Source organism: Sphingomonas sp. (genome assembly GCF_036387535.1).
In the GTDB taxonomy this organism is placed as follows: Bacteria; Pseudomonadota; Alphaproteobacteria; order Sphingomonadales; family Sphingomonadaceae; genus Sphingomonas_R.
Genome location: NZ_DASVTO010000159.1, coordinates 1 through 15,012 on the forward strand (window position 1 = coordinate 1; position 15,012 = coordinate 15,012).

Here is a 15,012-nt window from a genome sequence, read left to right on the forward strand (position 1 = left end):
GGATGAACCGCCGGGTCATCCGCCGTGCCCGCGCCTCGCTGGCGAGCACCAGCGCGACCGCACCTTCGGCGGGCGAGCAGAACATGTATTTCGTCAGCGGATCACTGACCATCTGCGACCCCAGGATGGTTTCCAGGTCGACCGCCTCCCGCCGCCAGGCATGGGGCGCCAGCGCGCCGTTGCGGAAACTCTTCTCCGCCACCCGGCCCAGCGTGGTCGCGCTGATCCCATGTTCGAACATGTAACGCTGGATCTTGGTGGCGAAGAACTGCGTGGTCAGCATGAGCCCGGTTTCGCCGTACCAGTCGGGCAGGCCCCATTCGGCCGGCCTCGGATCGAACGCGCCGCGCGGATGCTTGTCGAACCCCACCGCGATGCCCAGGTCGAAGGTCCCGGCCTCGATCGCGGTGGCGACCCCGAACAGCGCCGACCCGCCGGTCGCGCAGCCATTCTTCACATTGACGAACGGAATGCCGGTCAGGCCGAGCCGGTTGACCATCGTGTCCGCATTGCCCGACGCGTCGGACCCGCCATAGGCGACCTGCACCTCGTTCCACCCGACGCCGGCATCGGACAGCGCGGCGCGCAGGGCGGACACGCCCATGTCCAGCCCCGTCCATCCGTCGCTCCGCCCGAACGGGTGGATGCCGATCCCGACGATGCAGGCGGTCACGCGGCCGGCTCGAACGCATAAGTGGTCAGGGTCACGCCATCGGCCGCCGTGGCGAACGGCGTGATCGTCAACCGGACCGGCGCCCCGCACGCGATGGCGTCGAAATCGAACCCGACCAGTCGGCTTTCCACGATGACCGCGTCGGCCAGTTCGACATAGCCGACCGCGAACGGCGCGAAGGGCTGCGTGCCGACATAGGGCGGGGACTTGGGAGGAAAGCGCTGCACCGTCCAGGACCAGATCCGCCCCGTCCGCGGCAGGGGTACGGCGTCGAACCGCTCGGCCTCGCGGCCGTCCGGCATCGGGAACACGATCCTGCCGCTGTCCCGGTCGCACCCGCCGATCAGCCGTGGCGACAGTTCGTCCGTCCAGATCCCGTCCGCGATCGGCTTCGTCGTCATCACCCCTCCTGTCCGATATGCCGTCACTAAGCCGGAAAGCCGGGGCCGGGAGGACTCACCAAAACGCTAGGACTGGCGCAATGCCTAGGAGTTCAGACCGATATAGCCGAGCTGCGCGGCCTTGAAGACCGTCTGGCTGCGGTTGACGGCGTCCAGTTTCAGCGACGCGTTGTGGATGTGGAAACGCACCGTCGCCCGGCTGCGCTCGATGATCGTGCTGATTTCGAAATCGGTCTTGCCGATCGCGGCCCAGCGCAGGCATTCGACCTCGCGCTTGGACAGGTGCGACGCGGCGGGCACACGCTGGGCGCGACACATGACCGGCACATAGCTCGCGATGAAGGTCCGCGCGTAAATGCCCAGTTCGTCGCCGAACGCGGCATAAGCCTCGCTCATGTCGTCGCATTCGGGATCTCCCGGGCTGAAACTGACCGCGCCGACCTGGCCGAAGGGCAGGTGGACCGGCGCCACGATCGCCGCCTTGGTCAACGCGCGCGCCTCGAACTTGGTGAGGTCGATCTTCTCCAGGAAGGCGGTCCGCTGATGGCTGTGGATTCCGTGCGCGTTGCACCAGAACGGCTCGCTGGTGTAGCGGCAGGCCGCCGGTAACGGGGAGTCGAGGGCGATCCGGGAGTTCTGCCACCAACGGTCGTTCTGATGCGACGTCCATCCGAAGACGTCGCTGGCCAGGATGGCGCCGGTCGCATCCACCATCGGCTCCTTCATCGCGATATTGTGGCAGGCGGCGATGCGGAAATCGCCCAGTTCCTCCACGATCCGGCGGAACGCCTCCGCCGCCGGGCGTACGCTCTGCGCATCCGCGATGCGCACGGCCGTGATGTTGTCGACTTTCAGCATGCGCGACTGTCCTTTCCGGATCCTGTGTCGAGCTCTCTCTCAGGACCGGAAACTAGGCTGCGCCGGCGGCAGGAGCAACATGCGAATGCGCCAGAACGCTTAGTAGAAGTGCTAGCTTGTCAGATCGTGCGATCCTTGGTCCACCGCAGCCCGCGGCGCAGCAGCTGATGGAATACCGGCAGTTCCCACGCCCCGCGGTCCACGCTCGGCCACCACTCCGCCAGCGGTTGCAGGTCGTAATGGCCACGGCAATGCCCGAGCGTCAGATACAGCACGGCGCCGCGACCATGATGCTTGATATACAGCACCGGATGGGTGCCCGGCGCAGCCGCCGCCTCGACGAAGCCCGTGCCCGGCTCCGTGCAGTCGGCCGCCATCAGGACGTGCAGGTCACCATGGGTTTCCAGATGATAGAGTTCGTCGGTGGTTTCGAACGGTGCGACACCTTCGACCAGCGGGTGCGCGGGGTCCACGACCGTGACCCGATAGGGCGCGATCGGCGGGTGACTGATGAACTGGCTGCCCAGCAGGTCGACGAACAGCGGCGCCCAGCGCGGCGCGTCCCACAGCCCATCGTCCAGCAGCCGCAGGATCGAGCTGGTACCGTGCAGCGCATACCAGCGCCCGCCCTGCCCCAGCCACGTCCGCAACGCCTCCTGCGCGGCCAGCGAGGGCACCACGTCGCAGGTATAGGTGACGAGCATGTCGGCGGCCGCGATCGCCGCCACATTCTCATAATCCTCGAACACCCGCACCCGGATCGCCGGGTCTTCCGCCAGCAGCTTCAGCAATTCCAGCCGGGCGAAGTCGATGTCGTGATATTTCCCCGCCGCGATCAGCACGCAATCGATCCGCGGCGGGCGCGCCGGGGTCCCGTCGGCCGGATCGCTGCCGGGAGAGGTCACAGGCCGATCCGGTCGTTGAGCAGTTCGTGGAATCGCTGGATGCGCTTTTCCTGCCCGGTAAGCAGCCCGCCGGTATAGCCGCGCGAATGCAGCCCCTGCTGCTGGCTGACCGCCACCGAAAGGTCCTGATCCGCGACGGCGCCGGTCGTCCGCTCGCCATGCGCGAACTGGTCGCGCGCCGCCTGCGCGAAGGGAAGGCGCCCGATCGGGGTTTCGACCATGTCCATACCCGCGACCTGCGGCATGATGAACCAGTGATCGAAGATGCAGCGTTCCGGGTCGGTGGGATGCGGTTCCGTGCGCAGCATCTGATACCCGTCGGCGGAGATCGTCAGGGTGACGTTGGGGAACAGGGTATAGTGATAATAGTCGGTCAGCTGGCTGGCATCCAACCCCGCATAATGGGTGAAGCCCCGTTCCGGCCCCAGCCGGGCCTTGGCCGCCGCCAACGCGGTGCGGGCCGCAGAGGCGTTGCCGGCGAAGCTGTCGGGATCGAGGTCCCAGCCCTTCAGGATCGCATCGAGCGGCCCCTTCACCCCGGCCGCCAGCGCAGCGTCGCGCGCCGAAGGCTGGCCGCCCTTCATCACCATGCGGTTATGGCCGTTGGGATACATTTCGAAGATCGTATCGCGATAATCGTCATTGATGAAGCTGTCGAGTTCCGGGTGGAGCGTCGGCAGATGGTAGCTCTCGTTGAAATTGTCGCGGATCACCTTCCAATTGCATGGCGTGTCCACGCGGACGTCGACCACCCGCACCCAATCCTCCAGCCCGTAGCCGCGGACCTCGTCCGGCAGCGGCGCAAGCCAGCGTTCGAGGGGTTCGACATCCGGATCGAAGCTGTACCAGATCATGCCACCCCACACCGCGCAGGGCAGTTCGACCAGCTTCGCCTTTCCGCACGGATTGCCGCCGACGACGTCATCGGCATCCTGTGCCGACAGCAACACACCGTCGATGCCCCAGCGCCAGCCATGATAGGAGCAGGTGAGCGCCGTCCCGCCCCCGCTGTCGTGCAGCGCGAGCCGGTTTCCGCGGTGGCGGCAGGCGTTGTAGAATGCCTTGAACCCGCCGTCCGCCTGGCGGACGATCACCACCGATTCCTTCATGAAATCGTGCCGGACCCAATCGCCCTCCTCCTCCAGTTCCTGCGCCATGGCACCGATGTGCCAGATCCGGGTCCACAAACGGTCCCATTCGGCCTGCATCCAGGCCGGCGAATGATAGCGTTCGCCCGTGATCGGATCGCCGCGAACGGCGGGATCATATTCGGTACGCCGACGCCCCAGGAAAGTCTCGATGGTCATGCTGTCCCCACGGATTCCGCGATGTTCCGCATGATGCCGCGGGTCCGCGATGCCGGCACCTTGCCGAAAGCATAGGTTTACAGCGCGCCTGCGGCCGGCGCACTCCGATGGCCGGGTTGTTGGAGGGATGCATGGCAAGGTTCGACGGCAGGGTAGCGCTGGTGACCGGAGGAACGTCCGGCATCGGGGCCGCCGCCGTGCGCCGGTTCGCAGCCGAGGGCGCCCGCGTGCTGTTCACCGGATCCAATGCCGCGGCGGCGGCGGCCGTTGCCGGGGAAACCGGTGCGCGCTTCTGCAGGAGCGCGGTCGAGGACCATGACGGCTGGGATACGCTTTCGGCCATCATCCGCACCGATTATGGCCGGCTCGATATCGCCTTTGCCAATGCCGGCACCGAAGCGGGCGACGGCAGCGTGGAGACGATCACTCCGGCCGGATGGGACAGGCTGATCGCGGTGAACCTGACCGGCGTCATGCTGACCTGTCGCGCCGGGGTGCAGCTGATGCGCGACAATCCCGGTGGTGCGACCGGATCGATCATCGTCAATTCTTCCATGAGCGCCTACAAGCCGATGGGCAATTTCGTCGGCTATTCGACCACGAAGGGCGCGCTGATCGCGCTGACCAAATCGGTCGCGATCCACTGCGCCAACCAGGGCCTGAAGATCCGCGCCAACAGCATTCATCCGGGCGTCGTCGAAACCGACATGATCCGCAACATTATCGCCAAACAGGCGGATCCGGCGGTGGCGCGCGCGACCTATGAAGGCATGGCCCCGCTCAACCGCATGGCGCAGGTCGACGAAGTGGCGGCGCTGGTCGCCTTCCTGGCCAGCGACGAGGCCGCGTTCATCACCGGCGCGGAATATGCGATCGACGGTGGCTCCACCGCGGGGATGATGGGGGTATGAACCGGCTGGCCGGCCGGGTGGCACTGGTCACCGGCGGCCTGCGCGGGATCGGCCATGCCGTCGTTCGGCGCTTCCTGGCGGAGGGTGCGGCGGTGATGGTCGCCGACCTCTCCACGCCGGAGGCGGCGGCCGGAACGCTGGCGACCATGGCGGGGGACGTCGGCTATGTTGAGCTGGACGTGGGGGACGAGGATCAGTGGATCGCGGCGGTGGCGGCGATTGCCGCGCGCTTCGGCCGGCTCGACATCCTGATCGCCAATGCGGGGGTCGGCGGCTCCGGCCCGGTCCGGACCACCAGCTTGCGTGACTGGCACGCCATCTTGCGCGTCAACCTCGACGGCGTATTCCTCGGCACCAGATGTTGCGCGGACATGCTGGCGGATGCGGGCCGGTCGCTTCCCGGCGGTGCCGCGATCGTCAACATGTCGTCGATCATGGGCCTGGTCGGGCTGCCGCAAGTAGCGCCCTACAACGCCAGCAAGGGCGGCGTGCGGCTGTTCACCAAATCGACCGCGCTGGAATTCGCCGCCGCAGGTACGCCGATCCGCGTCAACTCCGTTCATCCCGGCTTTGTCGAAACCCCGCTGCTGATGGAGTCATCGGATGCCGACGCGATCGCCTTCTACACCGGGGCGACGCCGATGGGCCGGCTGGCGCGGCCGGAGGAGATCGCCGCCGCCGTGGCATTCCTTGCATCGGACGACGCCAGCTACATGACCGGATCGGAACTGGTCGTCGACGGCGGCTACACCGCACGATAGCCGGAAGGGCAATACATGACGGAAGGCATCGAGGGCGCGGTCATATTGGTGACGGGAGCCGGGGGCGGGATCGGCCGCGCCACCGTCGCCGCGCTGATGCGGGCGGGCGCGCACGTCATAGCGACCGACCTCGCACCGCCCGACACGGGTACGCTTTCCCTGGCGCAGGACGTTACCGATCCGGACGGCTGGGCCGCGCTGGCGGCGACGATCGACGCACGCTGGGGCCGGCTGGACGGGCTGGTCAACAACGCCGGCATCGCGATGGTCGCGGCGATCGCCGACACCTCGCTCGCGCAGTGGCGGCAGCAGATGGCGGTCAACGTCGATTCGATGCTGCTGTCCTGCCAGGCGATGCTGCCGCTGCTGCGGACGAGCGGTGCGCACCGGCCCGGCGGCGCATCGGTCGTCAACCTGTCGTCGGTCGGCGGGATCGGCGGCGCGCCGTTGATGGCGGCCTATTGCACGAGCAAGGGCGCCGTGCGGTTGTTCAGCAAGAGCGCCGCGCTGGAGTTTGCCGCGCTGAAATACAATATCCGCGTCAATTCGGTTCACCCCGGCGGCATCGAAACCGGGATGATGGACAGGATCATCGCCGCCTATGTCGCGGTCGGCGCCGCCCCGGACGAGGCGACGGCCCGCGCCGGCGTCGATGCGCAACATCCGCTGGGCCGCTGGGGGCGACCCGAAGAAATCGCCGGCGGCATCGTCTATCTATGCTCTTCCGCGTCGAGCTTCATGACCGGCGCGGAACTGGTGATCGACGGCGGGTTCACCGCGCATTGACCATGGACGGACGCGCGGCGCCGGGGTGGAGGTTGGTGATCGATCCGGACCAGCATCCCCCGACTGACGGTTCGCGGCCCGCCCTCCAGGCATCAGATGACGGGCTGCGGCCCCTGCCGTCCGCCGAGATACCAGTCCAGCGTTTCGTGGAAGAACTGATTGCCACGCTCGTTGCGACCCAGCACGATCCGATCGAGCGCACCGGAGCGCAGGCCCTTCTGGATCTCCAGCCCGATCAGATAATCCTCGGTATAGGTCACGTCGCGCAGGAAGGTGATCATCGCATCGAGCGCCGCCTGATCCTCGGCATCCCGCGGCGGATCGCGGCGCGCGTAAAGCAACACCGTGCGGTTGCGGTCGGGGGTCGGCCCGGGAAACAACTGCGCGATCTGGGCGATTTCGGGCGCGAGGAATGCGGAAATGTTCGGAAACAGGATCCGGACGAAATCGAACCCCCGGTTTTCCTGTCCGCTCCACTGGTCGCGGGGAACGTCCCGCAACTGCGCGATCCCGACCTGCGGGAAACCGATCCGCATATGCGCGCCGAAGCTTTCATAATGCGTGACGTTGGAGGGCGTGCGCGGATGGATGGTGGTGGGATGCAGGGAGGCGAAATGATACCCTTCGAGATAGCCGTCGAACGCGATCTTCCAATTGGCGCCCTCGATCTCGCGGCTGCCCAGGAACGCCCAGTCCTTCAGCCCCCAGGCATCGAAATCGTCGAGCATGCCGGCAAAGAAGCCATCGAAATCGACGGGCTCTCCCGGGGTCAGCACGGCGAAGATCATGCCGCCACGCTCCACGCACGGCAGCGCCTTCAACCCCAGCGTCGTCTTGTCCAAATCGCCGAACTTTTCACGATCGGCGATGGCCAGCAGCCGCCCGTCCAGCGCATAGCTCCAGCTATGATATTTGCAGGTGAAGCGTGCGCAGGTGCCGTGGCCATCGCTGGCGAGCGGAGCGCCGCGGTGGGAACACACGTTGAGGAAGGCACGGGCGACGCCCTGCTTGTCGCGGCTGATCAGTACCGGCAGGCCCATGGCGTCCATCGCCTTGTAACTGCCGGGGCCGGGAAGCTCGCACGACAGCGCCAGCATCAGCGGCACCCGCTTGAACACCACGTCCACCTCCCGCGCCCATTGTTCGGGATCGGTGTAGGATGCCGCCGGCACCGTGGTGATCCGGTCCGACTGGAAGGTCCGGTTCTGTTCGACATAGTCCAGCAGCGTTTCGGCAACGTGCCCGATATCGTGATGATCCATCCTGCCCTCGCTCGTCCCGCCCTGGCCGATAGGATCAGATCCGCGTCGCCTTCGGCAAGCTGGCCCGAATGACAGGTGAAGTCACGGCCGGTGTCGGCGTAGCGGATTGACGATGGGCAGCGGCGCGACACCTGCGGGCGGACCGCCATGGCACTGGTTGACGGTGCCCATGCCCCATCATCGCCGCTATGCGGGTGATCCGTCCCGGCCAGGGCGGACGATCGGCGAATTGGCGGTGGAGGCCGCGATGCGCGCGCCCGACGCCGTCCCGTTCCTGGAACAGCCGAGGCAGCCCACGGCCGCGACCCTGGTTTCGGATGCGGAGGCGCTGGCCGTCGCGCTTGGCGACCTGGGGCTCGTGCCCGGCGACATCGTCAGTTTCCAGATGCCGAACTGGATCGAGGCGGCGGTCATCAACCTGGCCTGCGCCATGGCCGGGTTCGTCATCAACCCGATCGTCCACATCTATCGCGATGCGGAGGTTCGGCAGATGCTGGGCGATTGCGGTGCCCGCGCCTTCTTCTTCGCCGATCGGTTCCGCGGATATGATTATGCCGCGATGGTCGCGCGCATCCGGCCCGCTCTGCCGGCGCTGACCCATGCCATCCCGGTGCGCGGTGCCGCGAACGCCGGCTATGGCGCATTGATCGCGGCCGGGCGCGGCCGCCGGCCGGCGATGCCGCGGGTCGATCCGGGGTCGGTCAAGATGGTCCTCTATACCTCCGGCACGACGGGCCGGCCGAAGGGGGTACTCCACAGCCACGAAACGCTGGCGCGTGCGGTCACGGCCTGCGTCGATCATTGGGGGGTGGCCGTGGGCGACGCGATCCTGATGCCGTCGCCGGTGACGCACATATCGGGCTATGCCAACGGGATCGAGATGCCGTTTCTCGCCGGTACGCGCACCGTGCTGATGGAACAATGGCATGCGGACGCGGCGCTGGCGCTGATCGAACGGCACAATGTGCGTGGCACGGTCGCCGCCACACCGTTCCTGACGGAGCTTGCGCAACGCGCCGCGGCGGCCGGCACCACCCTTCCATCCCTGCGGTTCTTCGCCTGCGGCGGTGCGGCGATCCCCGCCGACGTCGTGCGCGCCGCCAATGCCCAATTCGGTCGCACGGTTGCCTTTCGCGTGTTCGGCAGTTCGGAAGTCCCGCTGGTGACGCTGGGTTATCCCCAGGATCCGGACCGGGCGGCCACGACCGACGGTGCGGTGATCGACTATGACGTGCGCGTGGTCGACGATGCCGGTCATGACGTTCCCGCCGGCGCGGAGGGCGAGATCCTGGCACGCGGTCCGGCGATGTTCCTCGGCTATGCCGACGCCGATCAGACCCGCGAGGCCATCGACGCCGACGGCTATTTCCGCACCGGCGATCTGGGCGCGGTGACGGCCGACGGCGCCCTGCTGATCACAGGGCGCAAGAAGGACCTCATCATCCGAGGTGGCGAGAATATCAGCGCCAAGGAGATTGAGGACGTCCTCCAGCGCCACCCGATGGTCGCCGAAGCCGCGGTGGTCGCGATGCCCCACGCCCGGCTGGGCGAAGGCATCTGCGCCTTCGTGATCGCCCGGCCCGGAACCGTCCCCGATTTCGACGATCTTGTCGGCTTCGTGGCGGCCAGCGGGCTGGCGCCGCAGAAGCGCCCCGAACGTATCATCCCCGTCGACGACCTGCCCCGCACCGCATCCGGCAAGGTCCGCAAGGACGTGCTGCGCGACGCCGCGCGGCAACCGTCCGCCGACACCTGACCACCGCCGACACGCGCAGCAGCAAGGAGCATAGCGATGGATCTCGGATTGAAGGGCCTGAAGGTCATCCTGACCGGCGGAAGCCGCGGCATCGGCCGGCGGACACTCGAACTCTTCGCGGAAGAAGGCTGCGACGTGGCCTTTTTCTCCCGCGATCCGGTGCAGCTGGCGGAAACCAGGGCCGCACTGGAACGCTTCGGCGGCAAGGTGGTCGCCTCACCCTTCGACATGAACGACGCCGACGGCTACCAGGATTGGCTGCGCGATGCCGCGGAACAGCTTGGCGGCTGCGACATCTTCGTGCCGGGCGCCAGCGCGTCGGGCAGCCAGGCGACCGGCGATTGGGACACATGCATTCGCTTCGACCTGATGGGCGCGGTCAGGGGGTGCGAGGCGCTGGAACCCTATCTGGAATCATCGGGTCACGGATCGGTCGTGTTCATGGGTTCGACCGCAGGCGTCGAGACTTTCCTGGTTCCCCAAGCCTATAACACCATCAAGGGTGCGCTGCTGGTCTATGCCAAGCAGCTGGGACAGGCATGGGGCGCCAAGCGGATCCGCATCAACACGGTCTCCCCGGGGCCGGTGGAGTTCGCCGGCGGCAACTGGGATGCCATCAAGACCGCGATGCCGGAACTCTATGATGCGCAGGCGGCGCAGTTCGCGCTGGGCCGGATCGGTACGCCAGACGACATTGCCAGGACCGTGGTATTCATCGCCAGCCCGGCCTCGGGCTATACCACCGGAACCAACGTCATCGTCGATGGAGGCTATACCAAGCGCGTCCAGTTCTGAAACCGCGGGGGGTCGGGGTTACGGCCCCACCCCCTGTCCACGGCCAAGCCATTGTCCTGGCCCTCGCCCTGATCCCTTAATCCTCCGCGATCTTCAGGATCATCTTGCCTTCATTGCTGCCTTCGAACAGGCGCAGGAACGCCGGCAGGGCGTTGTCGATACCGGTATCGACATGCTCGTCCACCCGCAGCGTGCCGTCTTTCACCCAGGCGGCGAGTTCCGGTATCGCCTCGCCAAAGCGGGGGATGAACTGCGTCAGGATGAATCCCTCCATCCGCGCGCCCTGCACGATCAGCCGCCAGATGTTGGACAGCGGGATCGGGTCGGAATTATACTGGCTGATCAGGCCGCACAGCACGACCCGGCCCTTGGGATTGAGCGACAGCAGCCCCGCATCGAGGATCGCGCCGCCGACATTTTCAAACTGGATATCGACGCCGCCGGGCGCCGCCGCCCGGATCGCCGCGTCAAGCGCATCCGGCGATTTGCCGCGATAGTCGATCGCCGCGTCATAACCATAGTTGCGGATCAGCCGGGCGCATTTTTCCGGGCCGCCGGCAATGCCGACCGTCCGGCATCCGCGCAGCTTGGCGATCTGACCGACCAGCGAACCCACCGCGCCAGCGGCGCCGCTGACCAGCACCGTCTCACCCGCGGCGGGTCGTCCAACCTCCAGCAGCGCGAAATAGGCGGTCAGGCCGATCGCGCCGACCGCGGACAGATAATGGGTGACCGAGGATACGGCGTCCGGATCGACCGGGCTGGTGAAGCCGCCGGCCGCGCCAAGGGAATAGTCCTCGATCGCGTTCAGCCCCGATGCCCAGCTGCCGACCGGAAAGGCGTCGCTGCGCGATTCGGCGACCACGCCGACCGTGGTCGCCCGCACCGGATCGCCCAGGCGGATCGGCGGCAGATAGGACGGCGCATCGTCCATCCAGCCGCGGATCGCGGGATCAAGCGACGCATAATGGTTGCGCAGCAGGAACTGGCCCTCCTCCAATGCCGGGGTTGGCTCCGCGACCAGGCGAAAATCGTTGGCGACGGGCATTCCGTCGGGGCGACGCACGAGCGTGAAACGGCGATTGATGGGCATCGGAACGGTCCTCCTGCGTTCGGTCCTGCATCGCCGGTGCGCCCGGGGGCACTAGCCAAATCGATAGCGACATCTTGCCCCGCCCCGCGCGTAGACGAAAGCGACGGAGCGGGAGAGTGGCATGACGGGCCGGTTGCAAGGCAAGGGCGCGCTGGTGATCGGCGCGGCCGGACGCGACAATATGGGTCAGGCGATCGCTCGCCGGTTCCACGACGAAGGTGCGACCGTGATGGTCGCCGGCCGCCATGCCGAAGAACTGGCCCGCTTCGCCGGCGAGATCGGCGGCCACGCGCGCGTCTGCGATCTGACCCGGCCCGACGAGCTGGCGGTACTGGCGCAGGATGCCCGCGCGCTGCTCGGGCATGTGGATATCGCGGTCAACGCCACCGGATGGGGCCTGCTCAAGCCGTTCCTCGACACCACGCCGGACGAACTCAGCGCGATGACCCGGTTGCAGTTTGAAGGGCCGTTCCTGTTTTTCCAGGCGATCATCCCGGTGATGGCGCGCGACGATGGCGGCCGCGGCGGATCGATCATCCAGATCAGCTCGGCGACCGCGACCATCATGCTGAACGATCATGCCGCCTATATGGGAACCAAGGCGGGCACCGATCATGTCGTGCGCTGCGTCGCGCATGAATTCGGCGCACAGGGGATACGGGCCAATTCGATCTCGCCCGGATTGACCGAAACCCCGATGACCGCGGACGCCAGGGGCGTGCCGGGATTGTTCGATTCCTTCACGGCCTCCTATCCGCTCGGGCGGATCGGTACGAAGGATGACATCGCCGCCGCCGCCGTGTGGCTGGCCAGCGACGAATGCTTCATGACGGGCGAAAATCTGCAGGTGAACGGCGGGCTGACGCTGCGCCGCAATCCGACCCGCGCGGAAATGGCGGCTGCGATGGCCGCGGCTTGACGGCGCACCGCGATCGGCGATGCTGGCACAAGCGCGAGGTTCGGGCCTGGCACCGAGGCGGTAGTCTCGGCCGAGCATGCGTGACCAGGATGAGGACTGACTGATGGCCGATCGCGATCCCACCATCGATGCGGCGGGTGCCGCCCGCTGCCCGGGTGCGACCTGGGGAGATATTCTGGCGCTGGACGGGCGCCCGGTGCCACCCTTCCTGGCGGAGGAACGCTACCAGTATCTGGGTTCCGATCCGATCCCCGCTGCCCGTTACACCGACATGGCGTTCCAGCGGCTCGAAAATGACAGGATGTGGCCCAATGTCTGGCAGTTCGCGGCACGGGATGAGGATCTGCCCGAACCGGGCGACTACATCGTCTATGAAAATGCCGGCCGGTCCTTCCTGGTCGTCCGCCAGGATGATGGCGGGGTCAAGGCGATGCACAATGTCTGCCTGCACCGCGGTCGCAAGCTGCGGACGGAGGACGGGACCAGCGATCAGTTCCAGTGCCCGTTCCACGGCTTCACCTGGGCCAAGACCGGCGCGCTCAAGGAGATTCCCTGCGCCTGGGACTTCACGCATCTGACGCAGCGCGACATGAGCCTGCCCGAGGCGGAGGTGGCCCGGTGGCAGGGTTATATCTTCTTGCGGGAAAATGCCGGCGGGCCGGGCATCGAAGACTATCTGGCGCCGCTGCCGGAGTTCTTCCAGCGCTGGCGCCACGATCAGTGCACCACCGCGATCTGGGTCGGAAAGGTCGTTCCCGCCAATTGGAAGGTGACGATGGAGGCGTTCATGGAAGCGTGGCATACCATCGTCACGCATCCGCAGCTGCTGCCCTTCACCGGCGACGCGAACACCAGCTACAATATCTACGGCGACAATGTGAACGTCGCCTATACCCCGTTCGGGGTGATGAGCCCCCATGTCGATCCCGCCGGCAAGGAGCAGCAATGGATCGTCGACGAGTTCATCAAATATAACGGGCGATCGGCCGACAATTATGAAGACAGTCCCTATGCGGTGACGGTACCGGACGGCATGTCCGCACGGCGGGCGCTGGGCGAGGCGATGCGCCGCAATTTCGTGAAGAGCTTCGGCCACCCCGACCTGCATGAACAGGCGACCGACGTCGAGATGCTGGACGGGCTGGTCTATAATGTGTTCCCGCATTTCGCGCCTTGGGGCGGGTACATGCCCAATATCGTCTACCGCTGGCGCCCGGGCAGTGATCCGGACCATTGCCTGATGGAGGTCCGGATCCTCGTGCGCGTGCCGGAGGGCGAACCGATGCCGCGCGGCGTGCCGATGAAGCTGCTGCGCCCGGACCAGCCTTGGAGCGCGGCCCCGGAACTGGGCGTGCTGGGTCATGTGTTCGATCAGGACATGGACAATCTGCCCTATGTGCAGGACGGGCTGAAGGTATCGAAAAACGGCGAGGTCCAGCTGGGCGACTATCAGGAAATCCGTATTCGTCAGTTCCACCAGACCCTGGAGAAATATGTGGGCGCCGGCTAACCGAGCGGCCGGACCGGATCGCTGCCGTCCCAATCGCGGGCGGCAGCGCGCATCATCGCGAACAGGCCGGCAAAATCCGGCGACGGTTCAAGCAACTCGACCATCGTGCCGGGGCCACCGCCGGTGTCGACATAGATCGCTTCCGCACCGTCCATGAAGACTTCCTGGACCACCTGCGCACCCGCGGCGGCGCAGACCGTGCGTGCATGTGCGATGCTGTCGACCAGCACGCACACATGATGCAGCCCCTCCCGCCCGTCATCCAGCCATTGCCGATAGATGGACGGGCTGTCGCAATGCTGTTCGACCAGCTCGATCTGCATGTCGCCCCAATAGCCGAGCACCACCGAGAAATCGACGTGGCTCGTTTCCCCGCGATAGCGGGCGGCGCGATAGGCGATGTGGGGGAGCCGGAAGAAGGGCCCCGCCCCCATCGTTTCGGTCCAGAACCGGATCGCCGCTTCGAAATCATGCGGTACGAAGGCGAGCTGCATGACCGGCCCGAGCGTCGCGATCCTGTCATTCATGCCGCTGCCCCCTGGTCCCCGCAATATCTTAGAAGTCGAAGCCGAACTGCGCACCGATGACCCGCGGCTCGCGCGCGGCGGTGAAGGCCCAGAGCGAGGGGAACGACCCGACGTCGAACGCAGTCGCGGTTCCCCGATCGTCGAGCAGATTGCGGCCGAACAGGGTCAACCGTCCCTTCGCATCGCTGCTGCCCATCGGGAACTGGTAGGATATCGCCGCATCGAGCAGCTTCTGCCGGTCGGAACGCAGCCGTGGATCGTTGCGGGCCACGATGACCGTGCCGGTGGCCGGAATGACGGTCGCCGGGTCGGCGGCGATCTGCTGGTCATAGCGGGTGATGAAGCGGTATCCCGCGGTGAAGTTCAGGTTGCTGCGCTCCGTCAGCGGAACCTTGTATTCGGCGTTGACCGACGCGGTCAGCTTGGGCGCATAGATCAGGTCGACATTCGAGAAATCCAGCGTCCGCACCGTCGCGCCGACCGGCTGGTTGACGATGAAGCCCTTGAAATTGCTCTTGGTATATCCGGTCGACGCACGCAGGGTCAGG

At 66.5% G+C, this 15,012-nt stretch carries 14 protein-coding genes and 2 pseudogenes; 7 read left to right on the forward strand and 9 right to left on the reverse strand.

Features of this window, described 5'->3' with window-relative positions; translation table 11 throughout:
- The 5 genes and pseudogenes from VF649_RS14745 to VF649_RS14765 all read right to left on the reverse strand — a co-directional run.
- Positions 1-673: pseudogene (locus tag VF649_RS14745) on the reverse strand (thiolase family protein); the annotation flags it as partial.
- Positions 670-1,074, reverse strand: coding sequence for an OB-fold domain-containing protein (locus VF649_RS14750; protein WP_331012716.1), 405 nt, complete (start codon positions 1,072-1,074; stop codon positions 670-672). The gene VF649_RS14750 and the pseudogene VF649_RS14745, both read right to left, overlap by 4 nt.
- A gap of 84 nt (positions 1,075-1,158) precedes the next feature.
- Positions 1,159-1,932, reverse strand: coding sequence for a helix-turn-helix transcriptional regulator (locus VF649_RS14755; RefSeq protein ID WP_331012717.1), 774 nt, complete (start codon positions 1,930-1,932; stop codon positions 1,159-1,161).
- 119 nt (positions 1,933-2,051) lie between these two features.
- The gene (locus tag VF649_RS14760; protein ID WP_331012718.1) at positions 2,052-2,837 is read right to left on the reverse strand and encodes a ThuA domain-containing protein; all 786 of its coding nucleotides are present in this window, start codon (positions 2,835-2,837) and stop codon (positions 2,052-2,054) included.
- Positions 2,834-4,144 carry an aromatic ring-hydroxylating dioxygenase subunit alpha gene (locus tag VF649_RS14765; RefSeq protein WP_331012719.1) on the reverse strand — a complete coding sequence of 437 codons (1,311 nt, stop codon included), beginning with the start codon at positions 4,142-4,144 and terminating at the stop codon, positions 2,834-2,836. The genes VF649_RS14760 and VF649_RS14765 overlap by 4 nt, the downstream gene beginning before the upstream one ends.
- Before the next feature lie 131 nt (positions 4,145-4,275).
- Between VF649_RS14765 and VF649_RS14770 the strand changes: the two genes are divergently transcribed.
- The 3 genes from VF649_RS14770 to VF649_RS14780 are packed head-to-tail and all read left to right on the forward strand — an operon-like array spanning position 4,276 to position 6,602.
- Entirely contained in the window at positions 4,276-5,055 is a 780-nt protein-coding gene (locus VF649_RS14770) for an SDR family NAD(P)-dependent oxidoreductase (protein WP_331012720.1), read from the forward strand.
- Positions 5,052-5,816, forward strand: a complete 765-nt coding sequence (locus tag VF649_RS14775) for an SDR family NAD(P)-dependent oxidoreductase (RefSeq protein WP_331012721.1) — start codon at positions 5,052-5,054, stop codon at positions 5,814-5,816. Before VF649_RS14770 ends, VF649_RS14775 begins: the two co-directional genes overlap by 4 nt.
- Positions 5,817-5,831: 15 nt before the next feature.
- Positions 5,832-6,602, forward strand: a complete 771-nt coding sequence (locus VF649_RS14780; protein WP_331012722.1) for an SDR family NAD(P)-dependent oxidoreductase — start codon at positions 5,832-5,834, stop codon at positions 6,600-6,602.
- Between the two features lie 92 nt (positions 6,603-6,694).
- Here the strand turns inward: VF649_RS14780 and VF649_RS14785 are convergent, their stop codons facing one another.
- Positions 6,695-7,864 carry an aromatic ring-hydroxylating oxygenase subunit alpha gene (locus VF649_RS14785; protein WP_331012723.1) on the reverse strand — a complete coding sequence of 390 codons (1,170 nt, stop codon included), beginning with the start codon at positions 7,862-7,864 and terminating at the stop codon, positions 6,695-6,697.
- Between the two features lie 169 nt (positions 7,865-8,033).
- Here VF649_RS14785 and VF649_RS14790 point away from each other — a divergent pair, with 169 nt between their 5' ends.
- Together VF649_RS14790 and VF649_RS14795 are read left to right on the forward strand one after the other, a co-directional pair.
- Positions 8,034-9,620, forward strand: a complete 1,587-nt coding sequence (locus tag VF649_RS14790; protein WP_331012729.1) for an AMP-binding protein — start codon at positions 8,034-8,036, stop codon at positions 9,618-9,620.
- Between the two features lie 36 nt (positions 9,621-9,656).
- On the forward strand, positions 9,657-10,415 hold the full coding sequence (locus VF649_RS14795) for an SDR family NAD(P)-dependent oxidoreductase (RefSeq protein WP_331012724.1): 759 nt from the start codon (positions 9,657-9,659) through the stop codon (positions 10,413-10,415).
- Between the two features lie 76 nt (positions 10,416-10,491).
- Here the strand turns inward: VF649_RS14795 and VF649_RS14800 are convergent, their stop codons facing one another.
- On the reverse strand, positions 10,492-11,508 hold the full coding sequence (locus VF649_RS14800; RefSeq protein ID WP_331012725.1) for an NADP-dependent oxidoreductase: 1,017 nt from the start codon (positions 11,506-11,508) through the stop codon (positions 10,492-10,494).
- Positions 11,509-11,629: 121 nt separating this feature from the next.
- Between VF649_RS14800 and VF649_RS14805 the strand changes: the two genes are divergently transcribed.
- Together VF649_RS14805 and VF649_RS14810 are read left to right on the forward strand one after the other, a co-directional pair.
- Positions 11,630-12,427, forward strand: a complete 798-nt coding sequence (locus VF649_RS14805) for an SDR family oxidoreductase (protein ID WP_331012726.1) — start codon at positions 11,630-11,632, stop codon at positions 12,425-12,427.
- A gap of 103 nt (positions 12,428-12,530) precedes the next feature.
- The gene (locus VF649_RS14810) at positions 12,531-13,937 is read left to right on the forward strand and encodes an aromatic ring-hydroxylating dioxygenase subunit alpha (protein ID WP_331012727.1); all 1,407 of its coding nucleotides are present in this window, start codon (positions 12,531-12,533) and stop codon (positions 13,935-13,937) included.
- Here VF649_RS14810 and VF649_RS14815 read toward each other — a convergent pair.
- Both VF649_RS14815 and VF649_RS14820 read right to left on the reverse strand, forming a co-directional pair.
- Positions 13,934-14,464, reverse strand: a complete 531-nt coding sequence (locus VF649_RS14815) for a VOC family protein (protein ID WP_331012728.1) — start codon at positions 14,462-14,464, stop codon at positions 13,934-13,936. The genes VF649_RS14810 and VF649_RS14815 overlap by 4 nt on opposite strands.
- Before the next feature lie 28 nt (positions 14,465-14,492).
- Positions 14,493-15,012 (reverse strand): annotated as a pseudogene (locus tag VF649_RS14820) (TonB-dependent receptor); the annotation flags it as partial.

Coding starts and splice junctions, on each gene's coding strand:
- VF649_RS14795 (WP_331012724.1), top strand. CDS start 9,657: ATGGATCTCGGATTGAAGGGCCTGAAGGTCATCCTGACCGGCGGAAGC.
- VF649_RS14810 (WP_331012727.1), top strand. CDS start 12,531: ATGGCCGATCGCGATCCCACCATCGATGCGGCGGGTGCCGCCCGCTGC.
- VF649_RS14785 (WP_331012723.1), bottom strand. CDS start 7,864: ATGGATCATCACGATATCGGGCACGTTGCCGAAACGCTGCTGGACTAT.
- VF649_RS14765 (WP_331012719.1), bottom strand. CDS start 4,144: ATGACCATCGAGACTTTCCTGGGGCGTCGGCGTACCGAATATGATCCC.
- VF649_RS14805 (WP_331012726.1), top strand. CDS start 11,630: ATGACGGGCCGGTTGCAAGGCAAGGGCGCGCTGGTGATCGGCGCGGCC.
- VF649_RS14750 (WP_331012716.1), bottom strand. CDS start 1,074: ATGACGACGAAGCCGATCGCGGACGGGATCTGGACGGACGAACTGTCG.
- VF649_RS14800 (WP_331012725.1), bottom strand. CDS start 11,508: ATGCCCATCAATCGCCGTTTCACGCTCGTGCGTCGCCCCGACGGAATG.
- VF649_RS14755 (WP_331012717.1), bottom strand. CDS start 1,932: ATGCTGAAAGTCGACAACATCACGGCCGTGCGCATCGCGGATGCGCAG.
- VF649_RS14815 (WP_331012728.1), bottom strand. CDS start 14,464: ATGAATGACAGGATCGCGACGCTCGGGCCGGTCATGCAGCTCGCCTTC.
- VF649_RS14790 (WP_331012729.1), top strand. CDS start 8,034: ATGCCCCATCATCGCCGCTATGCGGGTGATCCGTCCCGGCCAGGGCGG.
- VF649_RS14770 (WP_331012720.1), top strand. CDS start 4,276: ATGGCAAGGTTCGACGGCAGGGTAGCGCTGGTGACCGGAGGAACGTCC.
- VF649_RS14780 (WP_331012722.1), top strand. CDS start 5,832: ATGACGGAAGGCATCGAGGGCGCGGTCATATTGGTGACGGGAGCCGGG.
- VF649_RS14775 (WP_331012721.1), top strand. CDS start 5,052: ATGAACCGGCTGGCCGGCCGGGTGGCACTGGTCACCGGCGGCCTGCGC.